The sequence below is a fragment of the Paenibacillus sp. FSL L8-0470 genome, assembly GCF_038008625.1.
Classification (GTDB): Bacteria; Bacillota; Bacilli; order Paenibacillales; family Paenibacillaceae; genus Paenibacillus_AQ.
In genome coordinates, this window is sequence record NZ_JBBOZM010000001.1 from 4,534,415 (window position 1) to 4,560,174 (window position 25,760).

The 25,760-nt window shown below is 48.7% G+C and carries 33 protein-coding genes and 1 tRNA gene; 11 read left to right on the forward strand and 23 right to left on the reverse strand.

What is annotated here, in order from left to right; genetic code table 11:
* Window positions 1-50 precede the first annotated feature (50 nt).
* From NST99_RS20610 to NST99_RS20650, 9 genes are all read right to left on the reverse strand, one after another.
* Entirely contained in the window at window positions 51-464 is a 414-nt protein-coding gene (locus NST99_RS20610; RefSeq protein WP_341094088.1) for a hypothetical protein, read from the reverse strand.
* A 134-nt stretch (window positions 465-598) separates the two neighbouring features.
* Window positions 599-985: a YraN family protein gene (locus tag NST99_RS20615; protein ID WP_038593584.1), complete on the reverse strand. Its 387-nt coding sequence runs from the start codon at window positions 983-985 to the stop codon at window positions 599-601.
* A complete protein-coding gene (locus NST99_RS20620) occupies window positions 982-1,281 on the reverse strand; it encodes an EscU/YscU/HrcU family type III secretion system export apparatus switch protein (RefSeq protein ID WP_038593587.1) in 300 nt (99 codons plus the stop codon). Before NST99_RS20620 ends, NST99_RS20615 begins: the two co-directional genes overlap by 4 nt.
* Entirely contained in the window at window positions 1,278-3,587 is a 2,310-nt protein-coding gene (locus NST99_RS20625) for a DNA ligase (RefSeq protein WP_341094089.1), read from the reverse strand. The genes NST99_RS20620 and NST99_RS20625 overlap by 4 nt, the downstream gene beginning before the upstream one ends.
* Window positions 3,588-3,646: 59 nt before the next feature.
* The gene (locus tag NST99_RS20630) at window positions 3,647-4,258 is read right to left on the reverse strand and encodes a ribonuclease HII (RefSeq protein ID WP_341097709.1); all 612 of its coding nucleotides are present in this window, start codon (window positions 4,256-4,258) and stop codon (window positions 3,647-3,649) included.
* Window positions 4,259-4,477: 219 nt separating this feature from the next.
* Entirely contained in the window at window positions 4,478-5,338 is an 861-nt protein-coding gene (gene ylqF, locus NST99_RS20635) for a ribosome biogenesis GTPase YlqF (RefSeq protein WP_341094090.1), read from the reverse strand.
* A 29-nt stretch (window positions 5,339-5,367) separates the two neighbouring features.
* Complete coding sequence (gene lepB / locus NST99_RS20640) at window positions 5,368-5,988, reverse strand: signal peptidase I (protein WP_341094091.1); 621 nt, start codon at window positions 5,986-5,988, stop codon at window positions 5,368-5,370.
* A gap of 217 nt (window positions 5,989-6,205) precedes the next feature.
* Complete coding sequence (gene rplS / locus NST99_RS20645) at window positions 6,206-6,550, reverse strand: 50S ribosomal protein L19 (RefSeq protein WP_038593601.1); 345 nt, start codon at window positions 6,548-6,550, stop codon at window positions 6,206-6,208.
* A gap of 141 nt (window positions 6,551-6,691) precedes the next feature.
* On the reverse strand, window positions 6,692-6,979 hold the full coding sequence (locus NST99_RS20650; RefSeq protein WP_341094092.1) for a hypothetical protein: 288 nt from the start codon (window positions 6,977-6,979) through the stop codon (window positions 6,692-6,694).
* Window positions 6,980-7,311: 332 nt separating this feature from the next.
* Between NST99_RS20650 and NST99_RS20655 the strand changes: the two genes are divergently transcribed.
* Complete coding sequence (locus tag NST99_RS20655; protein WP_341094093.1) at window positions 7,312-8,355, forward strand: hypothetical protein; 1,044 nt, start codon at window positions 7,312-7,314, stop codon at window positions 8,353-8,355.
* Window positions 8,356-8,443: 88 nt separating this feature from the next.
* On the opposite strand, the gene NST99_RS20660 is transcribed toward NST99_RS20655, so the two are convergent.
* Entirely contained in the window at window positions 8,444-8,692 is a 249-nt protein-coding gene (locus NST99_RS20660; protein ID WP_038593610.1) for a hypothetical protein, read from the reverse strand.
* Window positions 8,693-8,902: 210 nt separating this feature from the next.
* On the opposite strand from NST99_RS20660, the gene NST99_RS20665 reads away from it, so the two are divergent.
* Window positions 8,903-9,100 (forward strand): hypothetical protein, encoded by a 198-nt coding sequence (locus NST99_RS20665; RefSeq protein WP_341094094.1) that lies wholly within the window; start codon window positions 8,903-8,905, stop codon window positions 9,098-9,100.
* Window positions 9,101-9,263: 163 nt separating this feature from the next.
* On the opposite strand, the gene NST99_RS20670 is transcribed toward NST99_RS20665, so the two are convergent.
* A tRNA-Pro gene (locus tag NST99_RS20670) sits at window positions 9,264-9,337 on the reverse strand.
* Between the two features lie 198 nt (window positions 9,338-9,535).
* Between NST99_RS20670 and NST99_RS20675 the strand changes: the two genes are divergently transcribed.
* Window positions 9,536-9,901, forward strand: a complete 366-nt coding sequence (locus NST99_RS20675; protein WP_341094095.1) for a hypothetical protein — start codon at window positions 9,536-9,538, stop codon at window positions 9,899-9,901.
* A gap of 778 nt (window positions 9,902-10,679) precedes the next feature.
* Here the strand turns inward: NST99_RS20675 and trmD are convergent.
* The 8 genes from trmD to NST99_RS20715 form a co-directional block, all read right to left on the reverse strand.
* Complete coding sequence (gene trmD, locus NST99_RS20680) at window positions 10,680-11,552, reverse strand: tRNA (guanosine(37)-N1)-methyltransferase TrmD (protein WP_341097711.1); 873 nt, start codon at window positions 11,550-11,552, stop codon at window positions 10,680-10,682.
* Window positions 11,552-12,076 carry a ribosome maturation factor RimM gene (rimM, locus tag NST99_RS20685; RefSeq protein WP_341094096.1) on the reverse strand — a complete coding sequence of 175 codons (525 nt, stop codon included), beginning with the start codon at window positions 12,074-12,076 and terminating at the stop codon, window positions 11,552-11,554. The genes trmD and rimM overlap by 1 nt, the downstream gene beginning before the upstream one ends.
* Window positions 12,077-12,242: 166 nt before the next feature.
* Window positions 12,243-12,473 carry a KH domain-containing protein gene (locus NST99_RS20690; protein WP_038593622.1) on the reverse strand — a complete coding sequence of 77 codons (231 nt, stop codon included), beginning with the start codon at window positions 12,471-12,473 and terminating at the stop codon, window positions 12,243-12,245.
* Window positions 12,474-12,495: 22 nt separating this feature from the next.
* Entirely contained in the window at window positions 12,496-12,768 is a 273-nt protein-coding gene (gene rpsP, locus NST99_RS20695; RefSeq protein WP_036688604.1) for a 30S ribosomal protein S16, read from the reverse strand.
* Window positions 12,769-13,038: 270 nt separating this feature from the next.
* On the reverse strand, window positions 13,039-14,430 hold the full coding sequence (ffh, locus tag NST99_RS20700; protein ID WP_341094097.1) for a signal recognition particle protein: 1,392 nt from the start codon (window positions 14,428-14,430) through the stop codon (window positions 13,039-13,041).
* Between the two features lie 21 nt (window positions 14,431-14,451).
* Entirely contained in the window at window positions 14,452-14,808 is a 357-nt protein-coding gene (locus NST99_RS20705; protein ID WP_038593628.1) for a putative DNA-binding protein, read from the reverse strand.
* 148 nt (window positions 14,809-14,956) lie between these two features.
* Window positions 14,957-15,604 (reverse strand): PAQR family membrane homeostasis protein TrhA, encoded by a 648-nt coding sequence (trhA, locus tag NST99_RS20710; RefSeq protein ID WP_341094098.1) that lies wholly within the window; start codon window positions 15,602-15,604, stop codon window positions 14,957-14,959.
* Window positions 15,605-15,685: 81 nt separating this feature from the next.
* On the reverse strand, window positions 15,686-17,203 hold the full coding sequence (locus NST99_RS20715) for a carboxypeptidase M32 (protein ID WP_341094099.1): 1,518 nt from the start codon (window positions 17,201-17,203) through the stop codon (window positions 15,686-15,688).
* A gap of 135 nt (window positions 17,204-17,338) precedes the next feature.
* Here NST99_RS20715 and NST99_RS20720 point away from each other — a divergent pair, with 135 nt between their 5' ends.
* The 4 genes from NST99_RS20720 to NST99_RS20735 all read left to right on the forward strand — a co-directional run bounded on the left by NST99_RS20720 (window position 17,339) and on the right by NST99_RS20735 (window position 19,304).
* On the forward strand, window positions 17,339-17,710 hold the full coding sequence (locus NST99_RS20720; protein WP_341094100.1) for an iron-sulfur cluster biosynthesis family protein: 372 nt from the start codon (window positions 17,339-17,341) through the stop codon (window positions 17,708-17,710).
* 129 nt (window positions 17,711-17,839) lie between these two features.
* A complete protein-coding gene (locus NST99_RS20725; RefSeq protein WP_038593636.1) occupies window positions 17,840-18,418 on the forward strand; it encodes a beta-class carbonic anhydrase in 579 nt (192 codons plus the stop codon).
* Window positions 18,419-18,600: 182 nt separating this feature from the next.
* Window positions 18,601-19,017 (forward strand): hypothetical protein, encoded by a 417-nt coding sequence (locus NST99_RS20730; RefSeq protein ID WP_341097712.1) that lies wholly within the window; start codon window positions 18,601-18,603, stop codon window positions 19,015-19,017.
* Window positions 19,017-19,304, forward strand: a complete 288-nt coding sequence (locus NST99_RS20735; RefSeq protein WP_341094101.1) for a YxcD family protein — start codon at window positions 19,017-19,019, stop codon at window positions 19,302-19,304. The genes NST99_RS20730 and NST99_RS20735 overlap by 1 nt, the downstream gene beginning before the upstream one ends.
* A gap of 165 nt (window positions 19,305-19,469) precedes the next feature.
* Here NST99_RS20735 and NST99_RS20740 read toward each other — a convergent pair whose 3' ends face one another.
* A complete protein-coding gene (locus NST99_RS20740) occupies window positions 19,470-19,664 on the reverse strand; it encodes a sporulation protein Cse60 (protein ID WP_038593642.1) in 195 nt (64 codons plus the stop codon).
* Window positions 19,665-20,088: 424 nt separating this feature from the next.
* Here NST99_RS20740 and NST99_RS20745 point away from each other — a divergent pair, with 424 nt between their 5' ends.
* On the forward strand, window positions 20,089-20,544 hold the full coding sequence (locus NST99_RS20745; protein ID WP_341094102.1) for a GreA/GreB family elongation factor: 456 nt from the start codon (window positions 20,089-20,091) through the stop codon (window positions 20,542-20,544).
* 45 nt (window positions 20,545-20,589) lie between these two features.
* On the opposite strand, the gene NST99_RS20750 is transcribed toward NST99_RS20745, so the two are convergent.
* The 3 genes from NST99_RS20750 to NST99_RS20760 all read right to left on the reverse strand — a co-directional run bounded on the left by NST99_RS20750 (window position 20,590) and on the right by NST99_RS20760 (window position 23,152).
* The gene (locus NST99_RS20750; protein WP_341094104.1) at window positions 20,590-21,606 is read right to left on the reverse strand and encodes a S66 family peptidase; all 1,017 of its coding nucleotides are present in this window, start codon (window positions 21,604-21,606) and stop codon (window positions 20,590-20,592) included.
* Between the two features lie 174 nt (window positions 21,607-21,780).
* Window positions 21,781-22,140: an acetyl-CoA acetyltransferase gene (locus tag NST99_RS20755; protein ID WP_341094105.1), complete on the reverse strand. Its 360-nt coding sequence runs from the start codon at window positions 22,138-22,140 to the stop codon at window positions 21,781-21,783.
* Between the two features lie 172 nt (window positions 22,141-22,312).
* Window positions 22,313-23,152, reverse strand: coding sequence for a DegV family protein (locus NST99_RS20760; protein WP_341094106.1), 840 nt, complete (start codon window positions 23,150-23,152; stop codon window positions 22,313-22,315).
* Between the two features lie 238 nt (window positions 23,153-23,390).
* Here NST99_RS20760 and NST99_RS20765 point away from each other — a divergent pair, with 238 nt between their 5' ends.
* The 3 genes from NST99_RS20765 to NST99_RS20775 all read left to right on the forward strand — a co-directional run bounded on the left by NST99_RS20765 (window position 23,391) and on the right by NST99_RS20775 (window position 25,727).
* Window positions 23,391-23,603, forward strand: coding sequence for a hypothetical protein (locus NST99_RS20765; protein WP_038593656.1), 213 nt, complete (start codon window positions 23,391-23,393; stop codon window positions 23,601-23,603).
* 240 nt (window positions 23,604-23,843) lie between these two features.
* Complete coding sequence (locus NST99_RS20770; protein ID WP_341094107.1) at window positions 23,844-25,016, forward strand: pectin acetylesterase-family hydrolase; 1,173 nt, start codon at window positions 23,844-23,846, stop codon at window positions 25,014-25,016.
* Between the two features lie 75 nt (window positions 25,017-25,091).
* The gene (locus NST99_RS20775) at window positions 25,092-25,727 is read left to right on the forward strand and encodes a TetR/AcrR family transcriptional regulator (protein WP_341094108.1); all 636 of its coding nucleotides are present in this window, start codon (window positions 25,092-25,094) and stop codon (window positions 25,725-25,727) included.
* Window positions 25,728-25,760 lie beyond the last annotated feature (33 nt).

The window sequence follows — 25,760 nt, forward strand, 5'->3', positions numbered from 1 at the left end:
TTCACGGAAACTCCGTATATTCTGATTTCACAATTATGCTGAACTTAATTTTATTTACGCCATTCCCGTTTGTTGGAACGCTGGTTTGCATCCAGCTGAATCAATTCAGCGAGTGGCGGGACTTCTTCATGATCAATAAGCCATTTACGCATTTCTCTAATTGCCTCCACCTGTCCATTGCCCTTATCCCGCCAGGTTAGCAGCTCTATCACTTTAATAACCAGTGACAACAGGCTGTTGCTGTCGCTTTGGCTCTTTTCGGCCCGAATCTTTTGAATAAGCGCCTCATTCTCCCAATCAATCAATATCTCCTCGGCAATGGCTGGCCGCATAACGGTGAAGGTTTTGTTGCATTGGCTGCAGCAGACAACGGATAATGGCTCTCCGCCTAAATCTACAGCGATCTTCTGTTCACATTCTTGGCATGTAAAACTTACTTGTATATCAAATGGTTGATTCCTCATGCGGACAACCCTCCTCATGGCAGCATTAAAAGTTACAATAATGTTTACCCATTTCCCTTAAGAAATGACCCATGACACGGAAGTAATGTCAAGACATAAGCTCTAAAATGGACATTAAATCGACAAAAACCCGCTTAAAACGCCTCGCGAATATGCCTTAGAGCAGCAATACTCGTATCGTCATTCAGTAATACTGAAATCACATCAAAGGAGACCTGCCGTTCTTCCTGACCTGTGGCATGCAAATAGACCTCTGCCGTATTGCGCACCTGCCGTATTTTGCGGGTGTTCACAGATTCTTCGGGGGTCCCCTGCTGAGGGTTTCCGCTGCGGCTCCGTACTTCCACGAAGATCAGCCTGCCTTCAAGCTCAGCAATGATGTCAATCTCGCCGCTGCGGCAGCGCCAATTGCATTTAATAATATCGTAACCTTGGGAAGTCAAATACATTACAGCAGCTTGTTCAGCTGCTGTGCCTTTTTGTTTGCGGCTATACCGCCCGCCTGTGCCGTTTTCCCTCACTTGAGCCTCCGCTCTCCTGCAGAACGGTCACTCTGGTAGATATAGCTTAGAATCTCCGCCACCAAATGATACAGCTCAGGAGGAATCTGCTGATCGAGGTCCAACTTCGACAAGACCTCCACCAATGCTGCATCCTCCTGAACAGCAACCCCGTTCTCCTTGGCCCGCTGCAAAATCATATCCGCCACAGCACCTTGCCCTTTGGCCACAACTACCGGGGCTTCGCTTTGGCCTGGAGTATATTTCAGTGCAACAGCCTTCTTAAGGTTCTGTGAAACTTCATTTGGCTCACTCATATCCGGTAATCGACTCCTTTGTAGGAGTCAGGAACATAGTCTGCCAGCTTGGACACAGTCTTCATACCGGGTGCCGCAAGCGAGCTGGGCTCCGGCAAGGGCTCTGTGCGCAAGCTTAAAAGCTGGTAGCCTATTGACTCTACTGCGGATTGGACATCCTCCCGCCGATCCTCCAGCAGTTCAAGTACCCAAGGATCATTATTATGCACCTTGAGGCTTACGATCCGGTCGACCACTTGGACGTCAACCAGTGTCTGTCCCAGCTGCTTCATGTCCAAATCGAACCAAAGCCGGCAGTTCGCCGCATCCAGTTCACCCTTGCGGCCACGCCGCGACTGAATATGGACAGAAGCCGTTTCCTGTCCATCCCCGCCCCGCAGCGGCAGAAACAGCGTCACCTGTGCGAACGGTGCCGTACGGTCCGTGTTGAGCAGCAGCTGCTGTCCCGTCAGCTGCTGCACAAGCTGGCCTGCGGCTTCCTTCACCGCAGGCGGGGCATCGCTGCTCATCACCTGCAGCAGCACGCCCTTCAGCGTGTCGGCGGCGTCTTCACCCGCCGCCGCACCGCCCTGCAGCGCCGCCAGCGGCAGCGCTGCTTCACGCGTTCCCGCGGCCGCTGGCACAGGCCGCGCCTCTGCGGCTGCTGCGAAGCCGCCGCGCACCGCCTGCTGCTCGTGCTCCGCACCGAGCAGCTTCAGCACCCGCCCCACCCAGGACTCCGTGTCCTGGGTGGCAGCGGGCCCCGGCTGCGGCGCTGACGCAGCAGCCGGGCTCTCCCCGCGCGGCGCTGACGCCGCGGGAGCCTGGGTTTGCCCCGCCTGCGTCAGCGGGGCTGCATTGCCCTGCGGCGGCGCAGCCGCAGGCGCTGGCACTGCCGCCGTTGGCGCAGCCAATGGCGCTGGTGCTGGCGTAGACGCTGGCGCTGCTGCCGGTGTTGGCGCTGCCGCTGGCGTTGGTGCTGCCGCCGGCGTAGAAGCTGCCGTTGGGGCAGGGCTTCCGCCCGCAACGTTAGCGGGCGGCGAAGCGGCGAGCTGCGGCTGTGTGCCGCGCAGCTCGCTGAGCACGCCCTGCAGCTTCGTTAGCAGGGCCGTGCCGGACTGCTGCGCTGTCGGTGCACTGGCATTGCTTGCAGCAGCTTGCGCACGCTCCGGCTGAGCTGCGCTCCCCGGCTTTGCCGCATTCGCCGCAGGCTCCCCCTCTGATCCGGCAGATCCTGCACCGATTCGTACCACCGCAGGATCTGTTCCACTCTCTTTCAGCCGCGCCGCAGGATTCTGCGTGTCAGCTCCTTCAGCCGAACTCCCTGAAGCCGCATTTGCTGCCTTAGGGAGAACACCCGCGTCGGCAGATTCGTTGTCTGTCGGCACAGCCGCAGCAGTACCTGCCACGTTCTTGGCTGCGGCTTCAGGCTTAGCACCTTCGGCTTCGGGTGTGTTCGCGGCCATCGCTGCCGCAGCCTGTTCACCCTTCCCTACACCAGCCTGCGCTGCCGTAGACTGCACAGCTGGTTTGGCCCCGTCAGCAGCTTCGTCCGGCATAGCAGAAGCCGCTAAGGCAGCTTTAGCCGCTGCCGGATCGACATCAACCTCTCCGCCTGCCACAGCGAGACCAGTACCAGTATTGCCGGTAGAAGAAGGGGCAGCCGATCTGGAAGGAGCCGTAAGCTTCTCCGAACCACCTATGGCCTTTCCACCATCCCCTTCACTTTCCTGCTGTGCCCAGAGCGTAAGCTCCGTTTCAAGCTTGGTCAGCAATTCATGCAGTTTCGGACCAAACACAGCCTGCTGCAGCCCCTTCACGCTCTCCGCTGTCACAGGCAGTCCCCGTTTCACTGAGATCACTGCCGCTTCCAGCCACTCCGAAGTCGGCACGCCCTGCGGCTTGGCGTTCATCACCGCATCGAGCTTCGCCGCCGTCTCTTTGGTCAGGGGCAGGCCTCCTGATTGCATGGCCTGAATAATCTCCCGTCCTGCCTTGGAATCTGACAGCCCAAGTGATTCCAGTGCCTCCCCCATGCTCTGAGATGATGCAAGAGCTGATTCGCCAAGGGAGACCGGCTTCAATACGGGCAGCCCGCCCTCACCCGGAGGGGCAACCTGCAGATTTAAGGTTTGTCCAGGCTGCAGCGGAGTTTCCAGCTCCGCACGTACAGGTGTGCCTTGGATCTGAACGACCGCTTCTTTGCCGGATTCCGACACACTGAGGACTACACCACGAACGACCTGGCCTTCCTTAAGCTCCAAAGACTTGGCTTCTCCCGGTTTACTGTCTCCGAGCAATCCTCGAATCATAGATCCGATATTCATGCCTTTTCTCCTCCCTTCGTTTAATGTCTTCTTAGTATATCGACATTTAAGTTCTTTTTTTAAAATAACGTCTGCTGCTCCGCCAATATCCGGCTGATGAAGCTCCGCCGGTGCATAGGCGTTGGCCCCAAGGCTGCAATTTGCTCGCGGTGAAGCTTGGTCGCGTAGCCTTTATGTATTTTAATCCCATAGTCCGGGTATAATTCCTCCCATAAGCCTTCACAGAGCCGGTCACGGGTCACCTTCGCCACAATGGATGCCGCAGCTATGGATTGACTATTGGCATCTCCTTTAATAATTGAACGCTGAGGAAGCGGCAAATCCACTTTTTCCGCATCAATTAGCATGTAATCCGGCGTATGGCTCAAGCCCTCCACCGCCTTCTTCATTGCCAGCCGCGAAGCCTGTTTAATGTTAATTTCATCAATGACCGCAGAGTCAACGTGACCAACACCAACCGCCAGCGCTTGCTCCATAATGTGCTCAAACAGAACCTCTCTCTTCTTGGCGCTCAGCTTTTTTGAATCGTCAACACCCTCTATAATAAGGCCTTCTGGCAATATCACCGCTGCGGCGACAACATCCCCGAACAGACAGCCTCTGCCCACCTCATCTACACCGGCAATCCGGCAAAATGACTGCTCCCAGCCTTCTTTTTCGTATAACAACATATCTATAGTACTCACTGTTCATCCACCGCCAGTTTCACTTATATTCAATACTACTGCTTTTTAGCTTATCATATGAAGCCGTCAGGAGGCATCCTTCTTTAAGTTAATAAATAAAATTCTGCATAGGACCCATTTCTATCATGCTTCAAAAACAAAGACAACAAAAAGAGCCACCCCAAAAAGTGGATGGCTTATAATCCAATCATTATTTTACCGTGCTCAAGGCATCTCCAAGGTAAAGGTTCCAAGCTTTCCTGCCCGCAGTTCGTGGAGTAACGTACGTGACGCCTTCTCCAGATCCACTCGCCCGCCACTGATGAGGCAGCCACGTTTACGCCCTATCGCTTCCAGAACGGCAACGATCTCATCGGGGTTCTCCAGATCCTCAGGAAGCTTATCAATCCCGAAGCGTTCCTTAAACCGGGAACCATAATCTGAGACCAGATATTTGACAGCATAAAAGGCGATATCCTCGACGTTCAGAATCTCCTCTTTAATAGCTCCGGTTACCGCAAGGCGGTAGCCTACATCCTGATCCTCGAACTTTGGCCACAGAATACCCGGGGTATCCAGAAGCTCCAGATTTCCGCCTGTTTTGATCCATTGCTGGCCCTTTGTGACCCCTGGGCGGTCACCGGTTGCAGCGATACTCTTGCCTGCCATCCGGTTAATGAGCGTCGATTTGCCCACATTGGGAATCCCCACGATCAGTGCGCGCATCGCCCGCGGATTCATCCCCTTGGCAATTTGCCGATCAATTTTCTCCTTCAGCAGCAGTTTAACCTGTTCAGGGATTTCCTTCACACCTGTTCCGGTAGACGCATCTACAGGATGGGCGACATGCCCCTGGGCTTTGAAGTACGCCAACCATTTGCGCGTCGCTTCTGGATCAGCCAAATCTGCTTTATTCAGAATAATCAATCTCGGCTTGTCCCGTAAAATATCGTCAATCATCGGATTGCGGCTGGAAAGCGGCAGACGGGAATCAAGCAGTTCTATTGCAACATCTATCAGCTTCAGCTTATCCTCAATTTGCCGTCTAGCCTTCGTCATATGACCCGGGAACCATTGAATGGCCATTGCCGTCACCTCCTTTGACTTCTGTCAGCTTAATGGTTAATTACTGAAATGTCTTTGACCGGCCAAAAAATCAGATCTGCACGGCCTACAATATCGCCAAGCGGCACATAACCGATCATCCGGCTATCCGTACTGTCTGAGCGGTTATCCCCCATTACGAATACATGTCCTTCCGGCACTGTGCCGTCAGTAAAATCTTCGTTTGGGAAATCTTTATTATTGTACAAAGCATTATTATTATGCGCTTCATCAATCGCGCCTTGAATGTAAGTTTCGTTCACAGGTTCTCCGTTAACTGTAACGACATCCCCTTCGACTTTCACCGTATCTCCTGCCACTCCAATTACGCGCTTGATGAAGTCCCTGCCCTCTGAAGGTACATGAAACACAATCACCTCGCCACGCTGCGGAGAGCGGATGTCATACAAGATTTCATTTACAATTACACGTTCACCGGTATGGAAATTAGGCTTCATAGAAGGTCCATCCACAATAAACGGCTTAAATAAAAGCCAGCGTATCAGAATTACCAGAACCAATGCAATTGCTATCGCTTTAATCCATTCCAACACTTCATTCTTCTGTTTCTTGGGATTCTGTCCGCCGGACTCCACGATCTCCCCTTGTCCCTGCTGCAAATCCTGCTGCATAATTCACCGTCCTCTCTTCATCCTATATTCACTATACAACACAAAAAAACTCCTGCCAAAAACTCCTCCACGATTACTCCTTCAGGAGGCCTTTTCGGAGAAGCTGATCCTAAGGCAACTATTTTAATGTCCATTATTGGGGTCGAGAAGAACCGGATATAGCAACAAGAATAAACGAAAGGGGCTTGAACTCAAGCCCCTTTCCTTTGTCACTATTCTAGCGACGGATTTCTTTAATTCTTGCAGCTTTACCGCGCAGTTCACGAAGATAGTAGAGCTTCGCACGACGAACTTTACCACGGCGAGCCACTTCGATTTTCTCGAGTTTAGGCGAGTTGATTGGGAAAGTTCTTTCCACACCAACACCGTAAGAAATTTTACGAACCGTAAAAGTCTCACCAATTCCACCGCCGCGACGTTTGATTACAACGCCTTCGAACAACTGGATCCGTTCACGAGTTCCTTCGATAACTTTTACGTGTACCTTCAAAGTGTCTCCCGGGCGAAAACTCGGGATATCTTTGCGGATTTGTTCTTGCGTAATTGCTTGTAGGATATTCATTTAGGACTTCCTCCTTCCGTACAGGTGTTCATGCCTCTTCCGGAGAGACCATCGCTCTCCCTCATTATCCGCAGAGGACCACCGTATTCCACACAACAGAAATAATAATAACATAAAGAGTAGGCTAATACAACTATATTTTTAGAGCGGCAGCATATCCTTCTTTTGGGCTTTCGTTTTGCAATCCTTGCATAGTCCGACTACGCTTCCGTTATCCTGGGCATAAAAGATAAGTTTTCCGTTTCTCTTCTTGCATGAGGAACAGAGCTGCTCCGTGGAACTCTGCTTAGCTTTGCGGTGTCTGTCCATCGAGATCACATTGCTGGCCGTTGCAGTCTTTGGACTTCCGGCCCTCTTATGCCGTCTGTTAAACAGCCAGTAAACAACCACAACAAATAACAATACGATCAGGATTGCTGCATATCGCATCAGGCTCATCCGCTCCCTTGACTTTTTACAGTCAAAATAGTAATAGACCGCCCTTCATGGTGCCTGAGAGTCGGTCTGTTTTCTGCTGCCAAGCTCCGTTACACTTCTACACTTCGATTGCTCTGATTTCCAACCCGCCGTTTCAGCTTTACTGAACCTATCATCTACAGCTAATTTTAACACAATCGTTTATTGATTTGTAGTCGCGCCCAAAGGTACTGGACTTTAGTCCAGCACAGCAACCGGTCTCTAGCCTGTTATTCAATTATTTACCATAATATATAATAACGATTATACATAAGCAATATACAGACTTTTAGGAGGGGCTCCATTTGAAAAAAAATTATAAACCAGCAAAGATTGCAGCACTGGCTGTTTTCTCCATTGTACTATTAGCCGGCTGCAGAGAACTGCCTGGCAAGGAAGCTGCTGATAATCAGCTTGAACAGCGCTTATCCGGCAACTCCCAACAGGAAGTTGCTGACAGTAATGGGGAGTTTGAAGAATTCTCTAGTGAACTCGGGCAGGAGATCAGTGAAGCAGCAGCAGATTTAGGACACGGGTTAAGTGAAGCAACAGCAAACCTTGGGCAGGGTATCGGAGAAGCAATGGAAAATGTACAGCAAACTGCTCAGAATACTGCGTCCGTTGTGGCAGAACAGATCACAGCCGACAGTGTCAGCAAAGAACTTGTTGCCACCTCAAAACCAGGGTCCTCCTCTACACTTACCCTGGACAATGCAGTGGGTGAGGTTGAGGTCATCTCCACTACAGGAAATACCGTTAACGTAACCGCTACTATCGTAGCCCATCATGCCTCCAGCAAATATGCTCCAGAGTTGTTTGATAATGCTGAAGTATCTGTAAAAATTAGCGGTGACGAGCTTAAAGTATCCACCTACGCCAAGGACAGTCCCAAAAAGGATTTATGGTCCTGGGCGCACAAAAAATACGGCTATTCAGACTTCAGCATCAACTACCTGATTGAGCTTCCAGCCAGTTTCGACAGATTTGAAATCAATAATGATGTAGGTTCTATTGAGTTGAGCCAGTTGCAGGGCACCTTTGACATTTCGAGCGATGTTGGAGCCGTCACACTCCGGGATGTTGAAGTCACCGGCAAGTCTAAGGTAGAGACAGATACCGGAAGCATCGGGCTAAGTATCAATGAGATGAAAAACGGCAGCAGTCTCAAAGCTAAAAGTGACATAGGCAAAATATCCGCCTCTTTGGACAGCAGTCTCAAATGCACTGTGGAGGCCTCTAGCGAGCTTGGACATATTTCCGGTACAGGTTCCGGCAAACATGATTTAAACGGGGGTGGACCGCTGTTGTCCCTATCCACGGAAATCGGCTCCATCTCCATACAGAACTAAAATGAAAGATACCGAACCGATATCGAAATTTACGTATATACGCAAAAAGTGGGCTTCCCAGATTAGGGAGGTCCACTTTTTTTGCCTTTTAGATCAGTGCGATTGCCAGCAGTGTAAACAAGCTTAAAGTTAAAATTTCACTGCCGTACCCGTAAAAACCGCCGTAATAATTGCCTGGGTAAAATGCCGAGGTTTTCATTTTTCCGTTGCCCTTCGTTTTCAAATAGACATTGTTACGATCCACATCCACGATGATACCTTCATGCTGTTTTCCATCGGTTGTCATAATCCGTACCCTTTTGTTTTTGCATTGCAGACAATTATAATATGCTTCCACCGTAACTCCTCCTTTACTGTAGTGATTTATTTTATGACTGGAGGGATTAGCCGGTAACGGCTAAGTTACCATTGTGAAATAAATGTGAAATAAATAACTTGTGAACAATATGTGTCTTTTTCGTTGGAAAAGGTTTATAATAAGCTTACAAACAGTAAAGCGCTTACGGGCTTGTATATGCACTAATTCGAACTTAAGGAGGAAGAAATCATGAGTACAGCAGGGAGAAATTTTATTAACGAGGGAATACTGCGCATCGCCTTGTTCCTAATCTTCGCATCACTTACTTACACAGTAAGAAACTACGTCTGGGCCATTATCGTACTCACGGTTGTTGCATTATATGCATTGGTTACCGGGGTCATAAAGCTTACCCGCAGTGACAGTGAAGTACTAGAGCGACGATAACCAAGTGGAAACGGCTTTGCCGTCCTCAAAAGGACGGTATCCGTTTCAGCGAGAAATAGAAGGATAGTTTATAGCGTGAAGCATATAAATTCTTATATTTGGACAAAAAAACCGCTTCATACGGAATCTTGAATCCGTATGAAGCGGTTTTTTTAGTGTCGTATCGGAGTAACAGGATTTGAACCTGCGACCTCACCCACCCCAAGGGTGCGCGCTACCAGGCTGCGCTATACCCCGACGGTTACTCTGTAACTTCCGCGCCATTATCACGTTCTGCCAACGATTGCCCATACGGTCGTCACAGCTTTTACCAATCTCGCATTTATTATAGCGTATGGCCGTGCACCTATGCAATAAAATAACGCGCACCTGTACAAACTTGTTCACATGCGATATAATGCGAACATACATTCGCAATCGAACGGAGGCACTGTAATGTCCGCAACACGCAACTCACCCGCATCTATCACCGCAGAAGTCCGCAATTTCATCCGTCCTTACACGATCCTTCCGATGGTGAAAGCCGCATTCGAACGGGACTCCCAGATATTCCTCTCGATGCACACACTTGACCCGTACGTCGCGTGGCTGACACAGGCCCGGGAAAGATTAACGCAAGAAGAGCTCATGATAAAAGCGCAGGCACATCAGAGCGGAATTAGCATTATAGAAAAACAGCACATAGATGGCACGCTGCGGATTCGTTATCAATGCCAGGCTGGCATCAGTGACTTAGCGATCCCGGATGCCGAGGTTGCGGAGGAAGCTGCGGAACTTATGCGGCGGCTATTGGCGTTCTAAAACGAAAATAAACCGAAGTTCTCCGAGCTCTGAGTTCTGAGTTCTCATCAAAGCAATACTTTCTTCTGTGAAAATAGTTTTTAATACATTCTTAAAATTTTATAGATTTTCAAATCACGTTATGCTATACTCTTGGCACAAGGAAAGGAGGTGCGTTCACATCAAGCATGACATGCTGAACGTATCCCTTACCCGGACCAACGGCTGATCAACTGGCTTTGGTGGCGCGGGATACGGATCAAGGTAATAAAACAGCGCCTCGGGTAGAGAGACCGTCTTCGGACGGTCTTTTTCATGTCTTGATTAACAAAAACAGTAAAACCATTAAAGCAGCGGGTCATTGATCCGTCTGTTCTAATGGTTTTTTGGGTTACTGCTGCTATTACTATAGCACTTCTCCTATTGGACCTGTTGCCAGGGTCTGTTCTCTACTCAGAAAGGGGGTTACGATTTACGATTCGTATAAAAATCGATAATATCGCTTACTGTACGGAGCGGCTCCGCTTCCTTGTGGACAGTGTCCACGTCCGGTTTGAATTCTTCACGCGTATTCGTAGTCACTTTCAGTTCATTCCTTTCAATTGTTAAGCTAACTGCATCTAAGTTGCATTTCTTATGGCGGCACCTCTATTTATTACCCTAAAAAAAGGATAACTACGCACATTTGCTCTTATTTTTTTTGTGAAGCCTATATGTCTGCTAAATTATTCACTACATAACAAAAAACGCCTCCTCAACGTAATATACGTTAAAAAGACGTGTGATATGCCTTGTGCCATTAATTATTTTGTTGAGGCTTGTTCTGCTGCTGGCGTAAACGCTCCAGCGTCTTCTTATCCTTCACCGTTAATTCGGCGGTATCCAGGAGATCCGGTCTGCGCTCCAGGGTTCGTTCCAGAGCCTGCTCACGCCGCCATATTTCGATATTGGCATGGTGACCGCTCAGGAGCATATCCGGCACCTTCCATCCGCGAAACTCAGCCGGACGCGTATAATGCGGATACTCCAGCAGGCCGGTGCTGAACGAATCTGTTATCGCTGAGGTTTCATTTCCAAGGGCCCCGGGCTGCAGCCGCACCACTGAATCAATGACCGTCAGGGCGGGCAGCTCACCACCAGTCAGCACGTAATCCCCAATGGACAGCTCATCCGTTACGAGATGCTCTCTGATCCGTTCATCATAACCTTCATAATGGCCACAGATAAAAATCAGATGCTGCTCCTGGGCTAATTCCTCGGCGATATGCTGGTTATATTGTTTTCCCTGCGGGCACATAAGGATAATACGCGGTTTCACAGGAGAAGCAGACGTACGTTCCGCTATTGCTCCAGTACCATGCTGGCGCTCATCTCCGTTTACATCGTCGCTTTCGGGAAAACTTCCCCCGGCGATCTCCTCAGCTTGCTCTCCGTCCTGCGAGATGCCCAGCACATGTTCCACGGCAGCAAAGATTGGGTCAGGCTTCAGCACCATCCCTCCGCCTCCGCCATAAGGCGTGTCATCCACACTGTTATGCTTATTGCCTGAGAAATCACGGAAATTGACTGCGTTTAGGGAGACGATCCCTTTTTCACGTGCTTTGCCAAGAATGCTTGTGCCAAATACGCCCTCACACATTTCCGGGAAGAGCGTCAGCACATCAATTCTCATCATGGTAATAGTCCTTCCATCAGGTGAACGGTGATTTTCCGGGCTGCAATATCCACGTCAAGCACTACATCATTGATGACCGGAATAAGAATATCCTGTCCTTTGGCCGGTTTCACAACCCAGACGTCGTTGGCTCCAGGCTGCAGGATGTCTGTAATCGTGCCCAGCGGCTCGCTTCCATCCTCATCAGTGTATACTTCGCAGCCAACGATGTGGTGGAAGTAATATTCATTTTCCGGAAGCTCGACCAGATCATCACTAGGAACCTTAAGCAGGCTGCCTTTATATTTCTCGATCTGATTGATGTTGGTATAGCCCTTCAGTTTGGCAATGAACATCCCTTTATGCTCTTTGGCAGATTCCACGATCACCTCGAATTTCGGACTTCCATCAGCGGGGATAAGCTGCAGCTTTTTGCCCGGCGCAAAGCGGACATCCGGAAAATCGGTATGCGACAAAATCTTGACCTCCCCGCGAATGCCGTGGGTATTGACCAGCCTGCCTACGGTTAACTCTTCGGTCATATAATCCTCTCCTTCAAATATTATCAGCGTTACTGCTGCAATAGGACTCGTACATAAATGGCACGGCAACGCCTATTTTGGTTCTTTATACATTAATCTATACTGCTATATTTGAACAAAAAGGAGCCGGGATATACTATCCCTAGCCCCTCATTGAACGCATCCATTAAGATAAAATATCCACGGTAACGCGTTTATCGCTCTTGACTGCTGCAGATGTGACTACTGTGCGAAGCGCTTTGGCGATCCGCCCCTGCTTGCCAATGACCTTGCCGACATCATCAGGATGTACAGAGAGCTCATATACAATCAGGTGATCCTTCTCCACAGTCCGCACGATCACATCTTCTGGATGATCCACTAAAGCCTTAGCAATAACACCAACTAATTCTTCCATAGAGGACCCTCGCAATCAGTCATTATTTCTGTTGCTTCAGCTCATGGAACTTCTTCATCACGCCTGCTTTGGAAAGCAAGTTGCGGACGGTATCAGATGCTTGTGCACCTGTTTGAAGCCATTTAAGAGCTTTTTCCTCATCGATCTTAACTACTGCCGGTTGTTCAATCGGATTATAATAACCGATTTCCTCGATGAAACGACCGTCACGAGGGGACCGGGAATCGGAAACCACTACACGATAGAAAGGCGCTTTATGTGCACCCATTCTTTTCAAACGAATACGTACTGCCACGAAATTCACCTCCTTAAAAGAATATCGAAAGATTGGAAAGAGTTTGCTGGAACCCTTTTTTTGATCCCTCCCAAACCCTCCCTTAGACAAGGGCTCTGCCCTCTGGACACCCGGCTAAGTGCAATAAGCGTGGGCATTCAGACTGGCGGGACCTGGAATAGTTCGGGCAGGAATTAAGATCAAAAGATTAAAACCTTCTTGATCATCTGATGTTGTACAATGTCTGATCTAGGGGTAAAGCTTAAACCTTAAACTTAAAGACTATTAACATTAACGGAATGGGAACTTCATACCCTTGCCGCCGCCAAGGCTCTTAAGCTGCTTCATGGCGTTTTTCTTACCGCCCTTACCACCGCCGCCGCCCATCATACCGGAGAACTGCTTCATCATCTTGCGCATTTCATCGAACTGCTTGATGAGACGGTTAACCTCGGCTACGTTGGTTCCGCTGCCTGCGGCGATGCGCTTACGGCGGTTATGATTGATGATCTCAGGCTGGGCTTTCTCAGCTTTGGTCATCGAATGAACAATCGCTTCGACGCGGCCCATCTGCTTGTCGTCAACCTTCAGGTCCTTCATGCCTTTGGCTTTGTTCATACCAGGCAGCATGTCGAGAATCTGGTCGATCGGGCCAAGCTTCTTGACCTGATCCATCTGCTCCAGGAAATCGTCGAACGTAAATTCCGCATTGCGCATCTTACGTTCCATTTCCTTCGCTTTTTCAGTATCTATGTTGGCCTGAGCCTTCTCGATCAAGGAGAGCATATCGCCCATGCCGAGAATCCGTGAAGCCATCCGTTCCGGATGGAACGGCTCCAGCGCATCGATCTTCTCGCCCAGTGCGGCGAATTTGATCGGAGTGCCGGTTACCGCTTTGACGGATAATGCTGCACCACCGCGACTGTCGCCGTCGAGCTTAGTCAGCACTACGCCGGTAAGCTCAAGCTGCTTATTGAAGCTTTCGGCTACATTCACGGCATCCTGACCTGTCATGGCATCCACTACAAGCAGCACCTCGTCAGGATTCACGACGTTATGGATCTGCTTCAGTTCTTCCATCAGTTCTTCATCAATATGCAGGCGGCCTGCAGTATCGATGATCACATAATCCAGTCCGTTGTCCTTCGCGTGCTGGACCGCTTGTCTGGCAATCTCCACCGGGCTCGTCTGATCTCCCAGGGAGAATACTGGAACCTTAATTTGTTCGCCCAGCACCTGCAGCTGTTTGATCGCAGCCGGCCGGTAAATATCGCCCGCAACAAGTAAAGGACGGTGATTGCCCTTCTGTAGCAGCTTGGCCAGCTTGCCCGAAGTGGTCGTCTTACCGGCCCCTTGCAGACCCGCCATCATAATGACTGTCGGCGGCTTATTGGACTTAGCCAGCTTCGCTTGACTTCCACCCATCAGGTCGGTTAATTCCTTGTTAACGATATCAATGATTACCATGCCGGGAGTAAAGCTGTCCATCACTTCCTTGCCGATCGACTTCTCCTTCACCTTGGACACGAAGTCCTTGACTACTTTGAAGTTAACATCGGCTTCCAGAAGCGCCAGCCGCACTTCACGCATTGCTTCGTTGACGTCATCTTCAGTTACTTTTCCTTTGCCGCGCAGCTTGCTGAACACATTCTGCAATCTTCCGGTTAAACCTTCAAACGCCATATGCGGCTGTCTCCCTTCATGCTACTCTAACCTCTGCAAACGATCCAGGATATCCGTGAACCGCTGTTTATATTGCTCAGGCAGCATCCCATTGTCCGGCAGTCTGCGCAGTTCTTCTAAATATCGGTTGCGGTCTTCATGCTTGGCAAGAAGCCCAAGCTTCTCTTCATAATTCTCCAGCACTTGCTCCGCACGTTTAATATGTTCATAAACGGCTTGGCGGCTGATTTCAAATTCCGCGGCGATCTCTCCGAGTGAGAAATCATCGTGGAAATAATATTTAAGAAACGTTTGCTGCTTGTCAGTAAGCAGGCGTTCATAGAAAGCAAATAACAAGTTAATCCGGTTAGTTTTCTCGAGCCTATTCTCCTGACTCATTAAGGGCACTCCCTTCGTCAAGGAAAAACACTTTACAGCTTCACAACGTCCCTTATGATACCGAAAACAAAGAAAGATGTCAAGCATTTTTGCTTGTCATCTTATTCTTTATGCCCAAACCATAATTCCTGTCTCGAAATGCTCTGAATTAACGGATGGGAAGCAGGTAAATCAGCACCGCGAAAAAGTGGGTCACACTGCCCGCCAGTACAAACACATGCCAGATGGCGTGGTGGAACGGGAAACCTCTCCATACATAAAAGATGGTCCCCAGCGTGTACAATATTCCCCCGGCCATCAGCAGCGTCATGCCTTCTCCGGCCACTACAGCCGACAAAGGATTCCAGGCAATCACAATCAGCCAGCCCATCGCAATATAGAAGACAGTGGACATGAACAGAAACCTTTTGACGAAGTAGGCCTTGAACAATACTCCGAAGAATGCCACTCCCCAGATAATGCCGAACAGGCTCCATCCAAGCGTGCCACGAATGGCTACCAGCAAAAATGGTGTATAGGTACCGGCAATAAACAGGTAAATCGAGGAGTGGTCAAAGAATTCGAACAGATCCTTCGCTTTGCCCTCCCTGAGACTATGAACCAGTGTGGAATTCAGATACAGAAGCAGCATCGTCGTTCCATAAATGGAAAAGCTGACTACATGCCAAGCCGTCCCCTTTAGACTGGCAAAAACAACAAGCAGGACAAGTGCAGCTACACTCAGTACCGTACCTATACCATGAGTAATTGCATTGGCTACCTCTTCCCTGCGGCTGTAAGTATGCGTGTTTGCCATAAAAAAATCCTTCCGTTTGCGGTTTTCTTCTATTATATCGTTTTCCCGGAACTCATTCCAGCCTATAGCCTCATTTGGGTGTTACAGCTTGTAAAGCTCCGTATATTTCGCCTCGAGATAATCAGCCAGATAATCCGGGTTCAGCGGTTCGCCGGTCACTTGCTCGATAATTTGTGAAGGCGTCAGCGCCGAGCCGTACCGGTAGACCTTGTCTGTGAGCCATTCCTTAATCGGCAGCAGATTGCCTTCGGCGATCAGAGCGTCAAATTCCGGCAGCTCTTTACGCAGAGTGTTCAACATTTGCGCAGCATACATATTACCAAGGGAGTATGAGGCAAAATAACCAAAGTCACCGCCGGACCAATGGACATCCTGCAGTACGCCAAGCGCATCGGTCGGCGGTGTAATGCCGAGGTATTCCTGGTATTTGGCATTCCATACTTTTGGCAGCTCCTTCACTTCCAGCCCTTCGTTAAAGATCAGCTTCTCGATTTCATAACGGACGATAATATGCAGGTTATAAGTAAGCTCATCGGCTTCGATGCGGATGAAGGAATTCGCCACACTGTTGATCGCACGGTAGAAATCTTCTACTTCCACATTTGTCAGCTGTTCAGGGAAATGCTGCTGCAGATCGCCGTAATAACGCTGCCAGAAGGCCCGGCTACGGCCGATCATATTCTCCCACAGTCTCGACTGGGATTCATGGATACCCATAGATGCCCCTTGAGCCAGCGGTGTGCCGACCAGATCCTTGCTGATGTTTTGCTCATATAGAGCGTGTCCGCCCTCATGGAGCGAGCTGAAAATAGCACTAGTAACGTTGTCCAGCAAATAGTTGGTAGTGATGCGCACATCGCCCGGATTCAGCCCGGTTGCGAAAGGATGTACACTTTCATCCAGCCGGCCCGCTTCAAAATCATAGCCCATCTGCCCCAGAACAAAGAGGCCGAATTTCTCCTGTTGCTCTTTGGCGTAGATTTCGCTCAGGAATTTCGTGTCCGGCTTGTTAGGCGAAGCATTGATGGCTTCCACCAGCGGAACAAGGCGGCTGCGCAGACGATCGAAGATTTCATCGACTTTTTCGGTGGTCAGATCTGGTTCGTACATATCCAGCAGCGTATCGTATCGGGTGCCTTTGACACCCCAGTAATCAATGAACTCCTGCTTGAAGGCAACAATCTGGCTTAAGAACGGCTCAAAGGAGGTAAAATCATTGCTTTCCTTGGCTTCTTCCCACACGGTTTGCGAATGAGCCGACAGAACCGAATATTCCTCAAACCTTTTGGATGGAATGCTCTTGCTGCGCTCGAACTCCTTGCGGCAATCTTTCACGATTTTATTCTGGTTGTCGCTTAGCTGGCTGCTGACAGCCGGGCGGCTGAAGAACTCCGTAAACTCCCCCATTTCCGGCGAGGTCTGGAGTCTGAACAGTTCTCCGCTAAGCATACCAATCGTACCCGAACGGATCTCCACCCCTTTACGGGGTGCGCCTGTACGCAGATCCCAATGCAAAAGTCCGATTGTTTCAGAATACCCGCTGATTTTTAACAATAGCTCTTCAAATTTCTCCCACTCTTCTTTAACCGTCTGTTCCATATCCGAGCACCTGCTTTCTCTGTTTTAGCGTCTCCTCTTGATGATACTTTTTTAAATAAGTATAATCAACTTCAGAGCCTTACATCTCTAATTTGAAATACTTTATCATTAAGCCGATAGGAGTGTGAACAGAACATGAAGATTCAGATTACACCTCTGGCCGAGAGGAAGCTGAAGGAAAGGCTTGGGGATCAGCCGGGGCTTTTTAAACTCTTTTATGATACGGAGGGTTGCGGCTGCGACGGAATCAATGTTCTGCTGATCGTTAATGAAGCACAATCCGGCGATGTTTCCATTGATGCAGACGAGTTGTCTTTTATTATCAGCCGCCAGCAGGAGATCTTTTATGAAGAGCAAATGCGGCTTGATGCCGAGGAGCGTTTCTCTTCGTTCAAGCTGGACAGTCATTCACAGATTTATGGCAAGAATATTCTTGTAAGAGACTTGCGCAATACCGAAGCACCCCAGCCGGGTGCAGGAATTGCTTACGAAGTAACTCCCCGTTAACCCTTAAGCATCTATTCCTAAACCTAGGAAGCTATGCTCACAAAACACAGTGTATCCTTCCGAGGTAAGTTTTGCACGAAGTAAACCTAGGAAGCTATGCTCACAAAACTTTTAGGAGGAAGCATGGTCATGACTCAAATTACGAATATCCTGGAGTTCAACAAACAGTTTGTCGAGAAAAAAGAATACGAAGCCTATCTGACCAGCCGCTTCCCTGATAAAAAAATGCTGATCATCACTTGCATGGACACCCGGCTCGTAGAGCTGCTGCCCAAAGCAATGAATTTCAAAAACGGTGATGTCAAAATCATTAAAAATGCCGGTGCGATCATTTCCCAGCCCTTCGGCAGCGTAATGCGGAGCGTAATGGTCGCGTTATACGAGCTGGATGCGGACGAAGTTATTGTGGTCGGCCATTACGAATGCGGCATGGCTTCGCTGAATGCAGACAAGATGATCAACTCGATCAAAGAGCGCGGCGTTTCCGAACAGGTCCTTTCGACCCTGGAGAACTCAGGGATTAAATTAACCAAGTGGCTGCGCGGGTTTGACAATGTGGAGGAAGGGGTAATTCAAACTGTGGAGCTGATCAAGCGCCACCCCTTACTCCCCCCAAACGTGCCTGTGCACGGCATGATCATCGATCCGGCAACCGGAGCGCTTGAGCTTGTCTCGGACGGGTATGTGGAGAACAAGGCAACTCTCTGAAACTGCTGTTTGCGTGGATCCTGGATCCGCGCACTTTTTTTTGGCCATAATTTGTATTCCGGCATTTAATCTCTAAATTATTATATTAAAATTGAAACCTCCTAGGGCATACTACGTATTACCGGACAGACACTACAAATCCAAGACAACCTTTAGGAGGGTACTTGTACTCAATGAAACCCATGAAACGCGTAATGATGATTGTAATGGCCTTTACCCTGTTTTTTGCCGTAACCGCTCCTGACTTTGCGGATGCACGGCGTGGAGGCGGCTTTAAATCCGGATCCCGCGGATTTACCACCACTCCAAAGAAATCTACAACCAATAATGTGAAACAAAGCGATAGCACCAAAGGAACAACAGCCGGCACTGCAAAACGCGGATTCTTCAGCGGAGGCAGCTTGATGAAAGGCCTGATGATCGGCGGAATCGCCGGCTTCCTCTTCGGGGGCATGTTCGGCGGAATGGGCGCTTTCGGGAATATCCTTGGCCTATTGATTAATATGCTTGCCATCTATCTTGTAGTGGTACTGATCATGTCCTTCTTCCGCCGCAGAAAAGAAAGACGCAGGCTTGAGGAAAGGGATGGCCGTTACTAATGCCAACAACTGTTCTAAGCATGGATGAAATTATTAACGCCATCTGCCTGCATATGGCTGAACGCAAGGCAGTCCGTGTGGAAGATGTTCAGGTAGAGCTCAGCTGGGAGGAAGATACCGGGTACAGCGCAGAGGTGTGGATTCAAGGCCGAAGCCAATACCTGGTAGAGTCCAATATAACTGAAGCGATCCTCCGCTATATGCACAGTGAGTATGGCATCCGGGCTTACCGTGAAGATCTCAGACTGGAGCTGGATGAAGAAATAACAGCAATTGTCAACACCTGATTTTATTTTCGCAGTATTCCAAACAATAAAGGGACAGCCTACGGGCTGTCCCTTTATTGTTCTTCGGTTAATGTGAACTGCTAAATACTAAACGCATGATAAAGTAAGATGATCACTATACATAACGTGGAGAGGGCGGACAACCACGTAAAAAACAAACTCCAGTTATAGCTTTTCATTCGTCTTATACACAATCAGAATGGTGCTCCGTTGATGCTCCGCCCCGTCCCGCGAAGATTTGACTACGGAACCGTAGCACACCTTCACTACTTGTTCTTCCTGCAATCCCATCAGAAATTCATTTGCCTTATTTTCAGCATAGGAATTATCCGCATCTACAAACTCTTTTACTTGAATCATAATATTCTCCTTTAATAAATGTAATTATTTGATAGTTCAAATTCTATATAAGAAAACAATGAAGTGCTCATGGCGCATCACTCCTCTGGTAACATTTAATGTAAGAAACCTCTAAACATACAGCAAGGCACTTCGCAGTAAACTGCGAAATGCCTTAATATCAGTCAAGCTTAACATCCTATGGGAGAAGGGTCAAATGTTTTCACTCCATAATTATGAAAAAATCCATGGCAGCCCTGTGTAACAATCGTTTGGTTCTCTGCTGAGAAGCTGATATACTGTTGTGAAGGTCTCCATTTAAGGAGATCTCTATTTGCACACCCTTTTTTAAGGGCGGTACACCAAATTTTGAGGAGGCTGGACATGATTACGAATTACAAGATGGCAGCAGGGGATGTTTTTCTTAGAGGGGGTGAAATCTACTATGAACCATAGTCTTCTACTGCAAACCTCCCGGACTCAACTGGTAAAGCAGCTGTTATATTTTGATGAAGAGAGAAATGGATTTCTCAATCATTATTACCCTGGCAAACATCCTCAGAGAAAACAGGCGGAGGAACTGATTAACCGCTACTGCACTATTCTAGAGCAGCTTCTCTCGGACTATAGTGAAGAGAAATTATGCTCCAGTGTATTGATCGGAAGCCGGCTGGACCTCCGCTATTTGGAGGATGGTTATATAGACACCTACACCATTGTGTTCCCTGCATACACCGACCCGGCCGAAGGGAAGATTTCCTGGCTGTCGCCACTGGGTATGCAGCTGCTGATGGCCCAGCGCAATCATGAGTATGAGCTTGAAGTCCCTTCAGGGAAAATCTCTGTCATGATTGACAACATCAGCTTTGAGAATAGCGGCGAAGTGGATTCAGCAGTCTGAACAAAGAAAGGGGCAGCCGCCGGGCTGTCCCTTAATCATTTTCCGCTAATCCTTAAAATACTGGGTAATTGTCCCCGCACCGTTCTGCATCTTCACTTCCGCATACGCCCCGTTGATTAAAGTAAGCTGCGGCGGAACATGGCCGAAGTCAACATCATAGATTACCGGCAATTGAAGCTCCTCGGACAATTCTTTGTAACAATCCTCCACCGTATAGTTGTCCACCGGACGATTGGCACCGCTTCTCCCGAACATAATACCGGAGCAATGCTCGAACCAGCCAGCCAGTTTCATCTGTACCAAAGACCGGCGCAAGTCCACAGTATTCAATTCACAATTCTCCAAATACCACATGATCGGTTCGTTGTGAATCATGTTCTGCTGGAAATACTGCACATTTCCGAAAGGTGTCCCGATGATATGCCGGATCACATCTATGCATCCGCCAAGCAAACGCCCGGACAATGTTACTTCACCAGCAGTCACCGATTTCCAAACCGTCGGCTCATCCAAAAGAAAGATAAAGGGGGAATCAACGTCCACTCCCCCCTCCTGCTGATACTTTGCCGAAGAATTCTGCATAATCGAACCTCCACGGGGCGTGGACATTACCTTTTGCCACATGGCTGTAGTGTTATCGGTTTGCTTCCCCCGCAGATCTGCCAGGCTTGGACCGTGCGCTGTTGCCAGACCCGTCTGCAGCGTAACGGCAAGCAGCAGCAGACTGATATCGGAAAAACCCAATATCCATTTCTCCTGCACCAGGCTGAAATCTATATATTCCAGCATTTCAATCAATAATTCCCCGCCCCATGGCGGAATGATAAGGTCGATGGCATCCTCCTGCATCATGGCGTTAAATTCCTCGGCACGTATTTTGCCTGAAGCTGATTTGGCTTTATTCTGTTTAAATACCGTCTCGCCGCAATACACCCGGTATCCTTTTTCTTTCATCCGCTCACAGGCTTGCTCGAACAGCTTACGGTCTAGTGGACTTACGCCATATGAAGAAGCTGTCACACCGATCGCCGCCCCGTCGTTTAATAAAGGGTATGTAATCATTTTCTACCTCCTGAAAAAAATCCCGCAATCCACCTTTGATTCTACATCGAATAGCAAGTCTTCGGAAGCCCGGATTGATCTTATACAGATACAAACGGCAAAAGACATGACCAGAACATACGGCAGAGCTGCCGATGATCCAGATCATGTCTTCTATTCCTGATAGGGCCGGGATTAGATCAAAGAGATGGCAAGCAGCTCGAATAGCACAAGCGGTAAGATCACATTATTGTTAATCGGCGCGGGATATGGATAGTAGCCCGGACCCGGCGGGAATGGTTTGTAGTACGGATTATAGTATCCGCGTACAGATTGTGTGGTAGCAGTTACTGTCAGATACAGATTTTTGCTGTCCATCCCCGCAATGATTCCCTCATGCATGAGTCCGTCAATCGTCTGTACTTTCACTTTATGGTTTAAGTAGGGCTTGCAGGAGTGATGCAGAGATTCACGGACTCCGTGCAGGTGCTGGACTACAGCAGGGTCGGCTTGATAGATAACCGTCGCTTGCTGGCTGGAATTATATGTCGACATGTTGGTTGACCTCCGTAATTGGTTTTGCTTCAGTCTATGCTGATGCCTATAGTAAGGTGTCTTCCCTCCCATATCTTATAGAATACCGCCCCAGACAGGTCTCCCGGAAAACAAAATAGCCGCACGCGGGGCTAGTTCCCATGTACGGCTTGTTTTTAGGGCTACATTCCCTTTAAAAAGCCACTCCGATTCCGCCTTCGCCGGCATAGGTGCCCATAACCGGTCCCATGCTGGAGAATACGACCTCTTTAAAGGGGTGTTTTTCGAGAATGCGTTCTTTAATCTCCAGGGCCAGCTTCTCGCAGTTGCTGTGCACAATGGCAATAACCGCCTTCTCGTAATCATGCTGCTTCTCCTCAAGCTTGGCCAGCAGATGGTTGAGCGCCTTGGGCAGCCCGCGGGTTTTCTCCACCACCTCAACTGTACCTTCCTCGCTGATTTTGAGCAGCAGCTTGATGTTCAGCACCGAAGCCACCGCGCCCGACAAACGGTTCAGCCGTCCGCCCTTGATTACATTTTCCAACGTATCCAGCGTGAAGAATGCTTCCACTTCCCGGGATTTGAGAAGAATCATTTCTTTCAATTCCGCAAGGCTTGAATAGGTCACCGACCATTTCGCCGCGAAGGCGACAATCAGGGATAGTCCACCGGAAAATCTCTTCGTATCTATAACTTCAATCGCATTCGGAAATCCTTCTTCTTCATACATTTCCTTGGCGATCATCGCGGCCTGATAGGTGCTGCTAATATTGGAGGACATGCAGACGACCATAATGTCAGTGCCTGCTTCCACTTCTTTGAACTTATCCAGGAAGACTTGCGGACTGGGACTTGCTGTGGTCGGCAGATCCTTCGATTCGCGCATTTTAGCATAAAAAGCCTTCGTGTCCGTATCTTCCGGCATCAGCTCATGTCCGAAATGAACCGGCAGCTGGACTACAGTAATATCATATTGGTTAACGTACTCAAGGGGGATGTCGGAACCGCTATCCGTAATTATCTTGATGGGCATCAGAGTGCTCTCCTTTCAATTCTATATTATTATAGTCACCAACAGCACGAATCAATAGTACATTTTATAACTTGTCAAAACATTTCTTTTATGCTTAGGGGTATATTAACTCACTTTCCGGACTATTTTTGCTGTATGAAGAATCCCGGTAACTGAAATAGCAGTCGCCAGTGTACTTTCTTACCTTTCCATGTTGTGATATGGTAAATAAATCAGCGTATAGAAATGGAGTGTAACCATGGGCAAGAACAGAGTGTGGAACAAAGGTAAGCATAACGGAGGCGGACTGGCGAAGAAAAATGTAACGGACAAAGAATCCGCAGAATCGGCAACCCCAGCCGAGAGCGCTCCTGAGATTCCGAATCCGCGGATTGATACAGTAAAACCGATGAACCGCAGCAATTGGGTCGTTCGTCCGGCTAGGGTAACGCCTAAAGAAACGAAAGAATAACAAGTTGCAACAAGCAAATACCCAGTCAGAACACGATAATTCAGTGTTGGACTGGGTATATTTTATAAACTTAGCATTTTGGGGATGTGAAAATAATCTATGCTCAGACCACTGTTTCCCCTTCCCCTGAAGGGGTCTCAAAACCGTTTAAGCATCACGCACTATATTCATCATTATTAAAGTATACACCTTGTGCAATGAGTTAACTTGACGTATACTCCCATTAAGGGGGAGATGGATATGAGAAGAATAGGGAAAATCACGACGTTCACAGGAATTGGATTGTTGAGTCTTATTTTGATTGCCGTTCTTGCGATCAGCACTTTTGTAATCAAGAGACCGGTGACCACAACCTCCGAACTGGCAGAAGTGAAACCTTACAAGTGGAATAAAGTCAAGCTGGCCGGAAATGTCATCTCCAGTGATGGTTCAGAGTATTTTCTGTGGAATAAAAAAGGGGGAAACAATAACTGGATCATCTTCTTTTCCGGAGGCGGGGCCAGTTGGGACGCCACAAGCGCCGAGCATCCGATCAAGATCATGAATTTCATTAAGGGCGGGGATACAGGCAATTATTTTCCCAACATCCCCTTCTATATGCTCTCCTTGCTGAGAGGCATGATGGACACGGATAACCCTGACAACCCCTTCAACGGCTGGAATGTTGTATATCTGCCTTATTCGACCGGTGACTTCCATATCGGCAAGCACAATGCGGAATATAAGAAGGAAGACGGCACCCCCTTCACTATGCGCTATAACGGCAGCAATAACGTGCGGAGCGGCCTCGACTGGATTTATGCTAATGTGGATACGCCCGACAAGCTGCTCATCGCAGGCGAAAGTGCCGGCGGGTTCGGCTCCGCCTTCTGGGCGGAGGAGATTGCCAGTCATTATAAGGACTCCGAGATTTATCAATATTCCGACAGCTCCTTCCTGAAATCGGACAAATGGCCGAAGGTTGTGGATCAGGAATGGCACGCTGACTTTACCAAGACATTTGGGTATCCCGCCGAAGCGGATATCATCGGGGCAGCCTTTAAAGCCAACGGATATCTCCTGCCGCCCAATGCTATACTATTACAATCCTACTCGTTATTTGACGAGATCCTGATTCACTTTCAGAACAACATCAACGATTATAAAGGGCCACAGGACCAGAAGAAGATCAACGAATGGTCACAGCAAATGCGGGCATCCGTGCGTTCTTTGGACGCCGCGTTACCGAATTATTATTATTATCTGACTGACTATGGACTGGATGCTGAGAAGGGCACAACCCCGCACACATTTGCAACGCGAGAGACTTTTTTTCAAGCAGAGCAGGATGGTGTTACACTGCTGAAATGGCTGGGGGATGCGGTTAACCATCAGAAGCCCTATTCGGTGGGCAGCAAGTTCCTTGAGAAGTAAGAGTAAGCTCAGCAGATTTAAGATTTAAAGACATTTAGCACAAGGAAAAATAGCAAGAGGCAGGAGAGAAGATAGATGAAGCTGCGTGAAAAGCAGATGCAAATGACGCGGGAGATGATTAAGGATACAGCGCTGAACCTATTCTGTGCGCAAGGCATTGAGCGCACCGATATGGCTCAGATTGCAGAAGAAGCCGGTGTCTCCCGGCGTACTTTGTATCATCATTATAAGGACAAGGAAGAATTAGCCGCCCAGATCTATGTTGAGAATCTGGAGCGGATGTTCGGACAGCTGCTGTTTGACTTTCGTTTCGAGCAGCCCGAAGAATCCCTGGAGATTATTCTGGACAAGTATTTGGCGCTTAGGGAGCATCAGGAGTCGTTGATCTATTACGATGCCATTTTTGGCGTCTACTATAGCACTCTATCCAAGAATCCCGCTGAACTGCCTGATTTCAAGCAAGCGATGCAGGGCTGGTACACGCGCCTAGTGCAATTGGACACCGTACCGGTAGCTCCAGAGGAAAAAACAAGATGGATGGACATTCTGCTGAAGTCCACCCACCTGTATTTCATGTATTTACAAAAAGCCGTTATTATTGCCCACCAACGCGGCGGAGAAGTTACAGAAGAAGACATGGCTAACGATCGCCAGTTCAAAGATTTCATCATGCAGAGCGTACGGCATACCAACCATCACAAAACCCCTTAAGTGTGCTTCATGAGTACTTAAGGGGCAATGCAA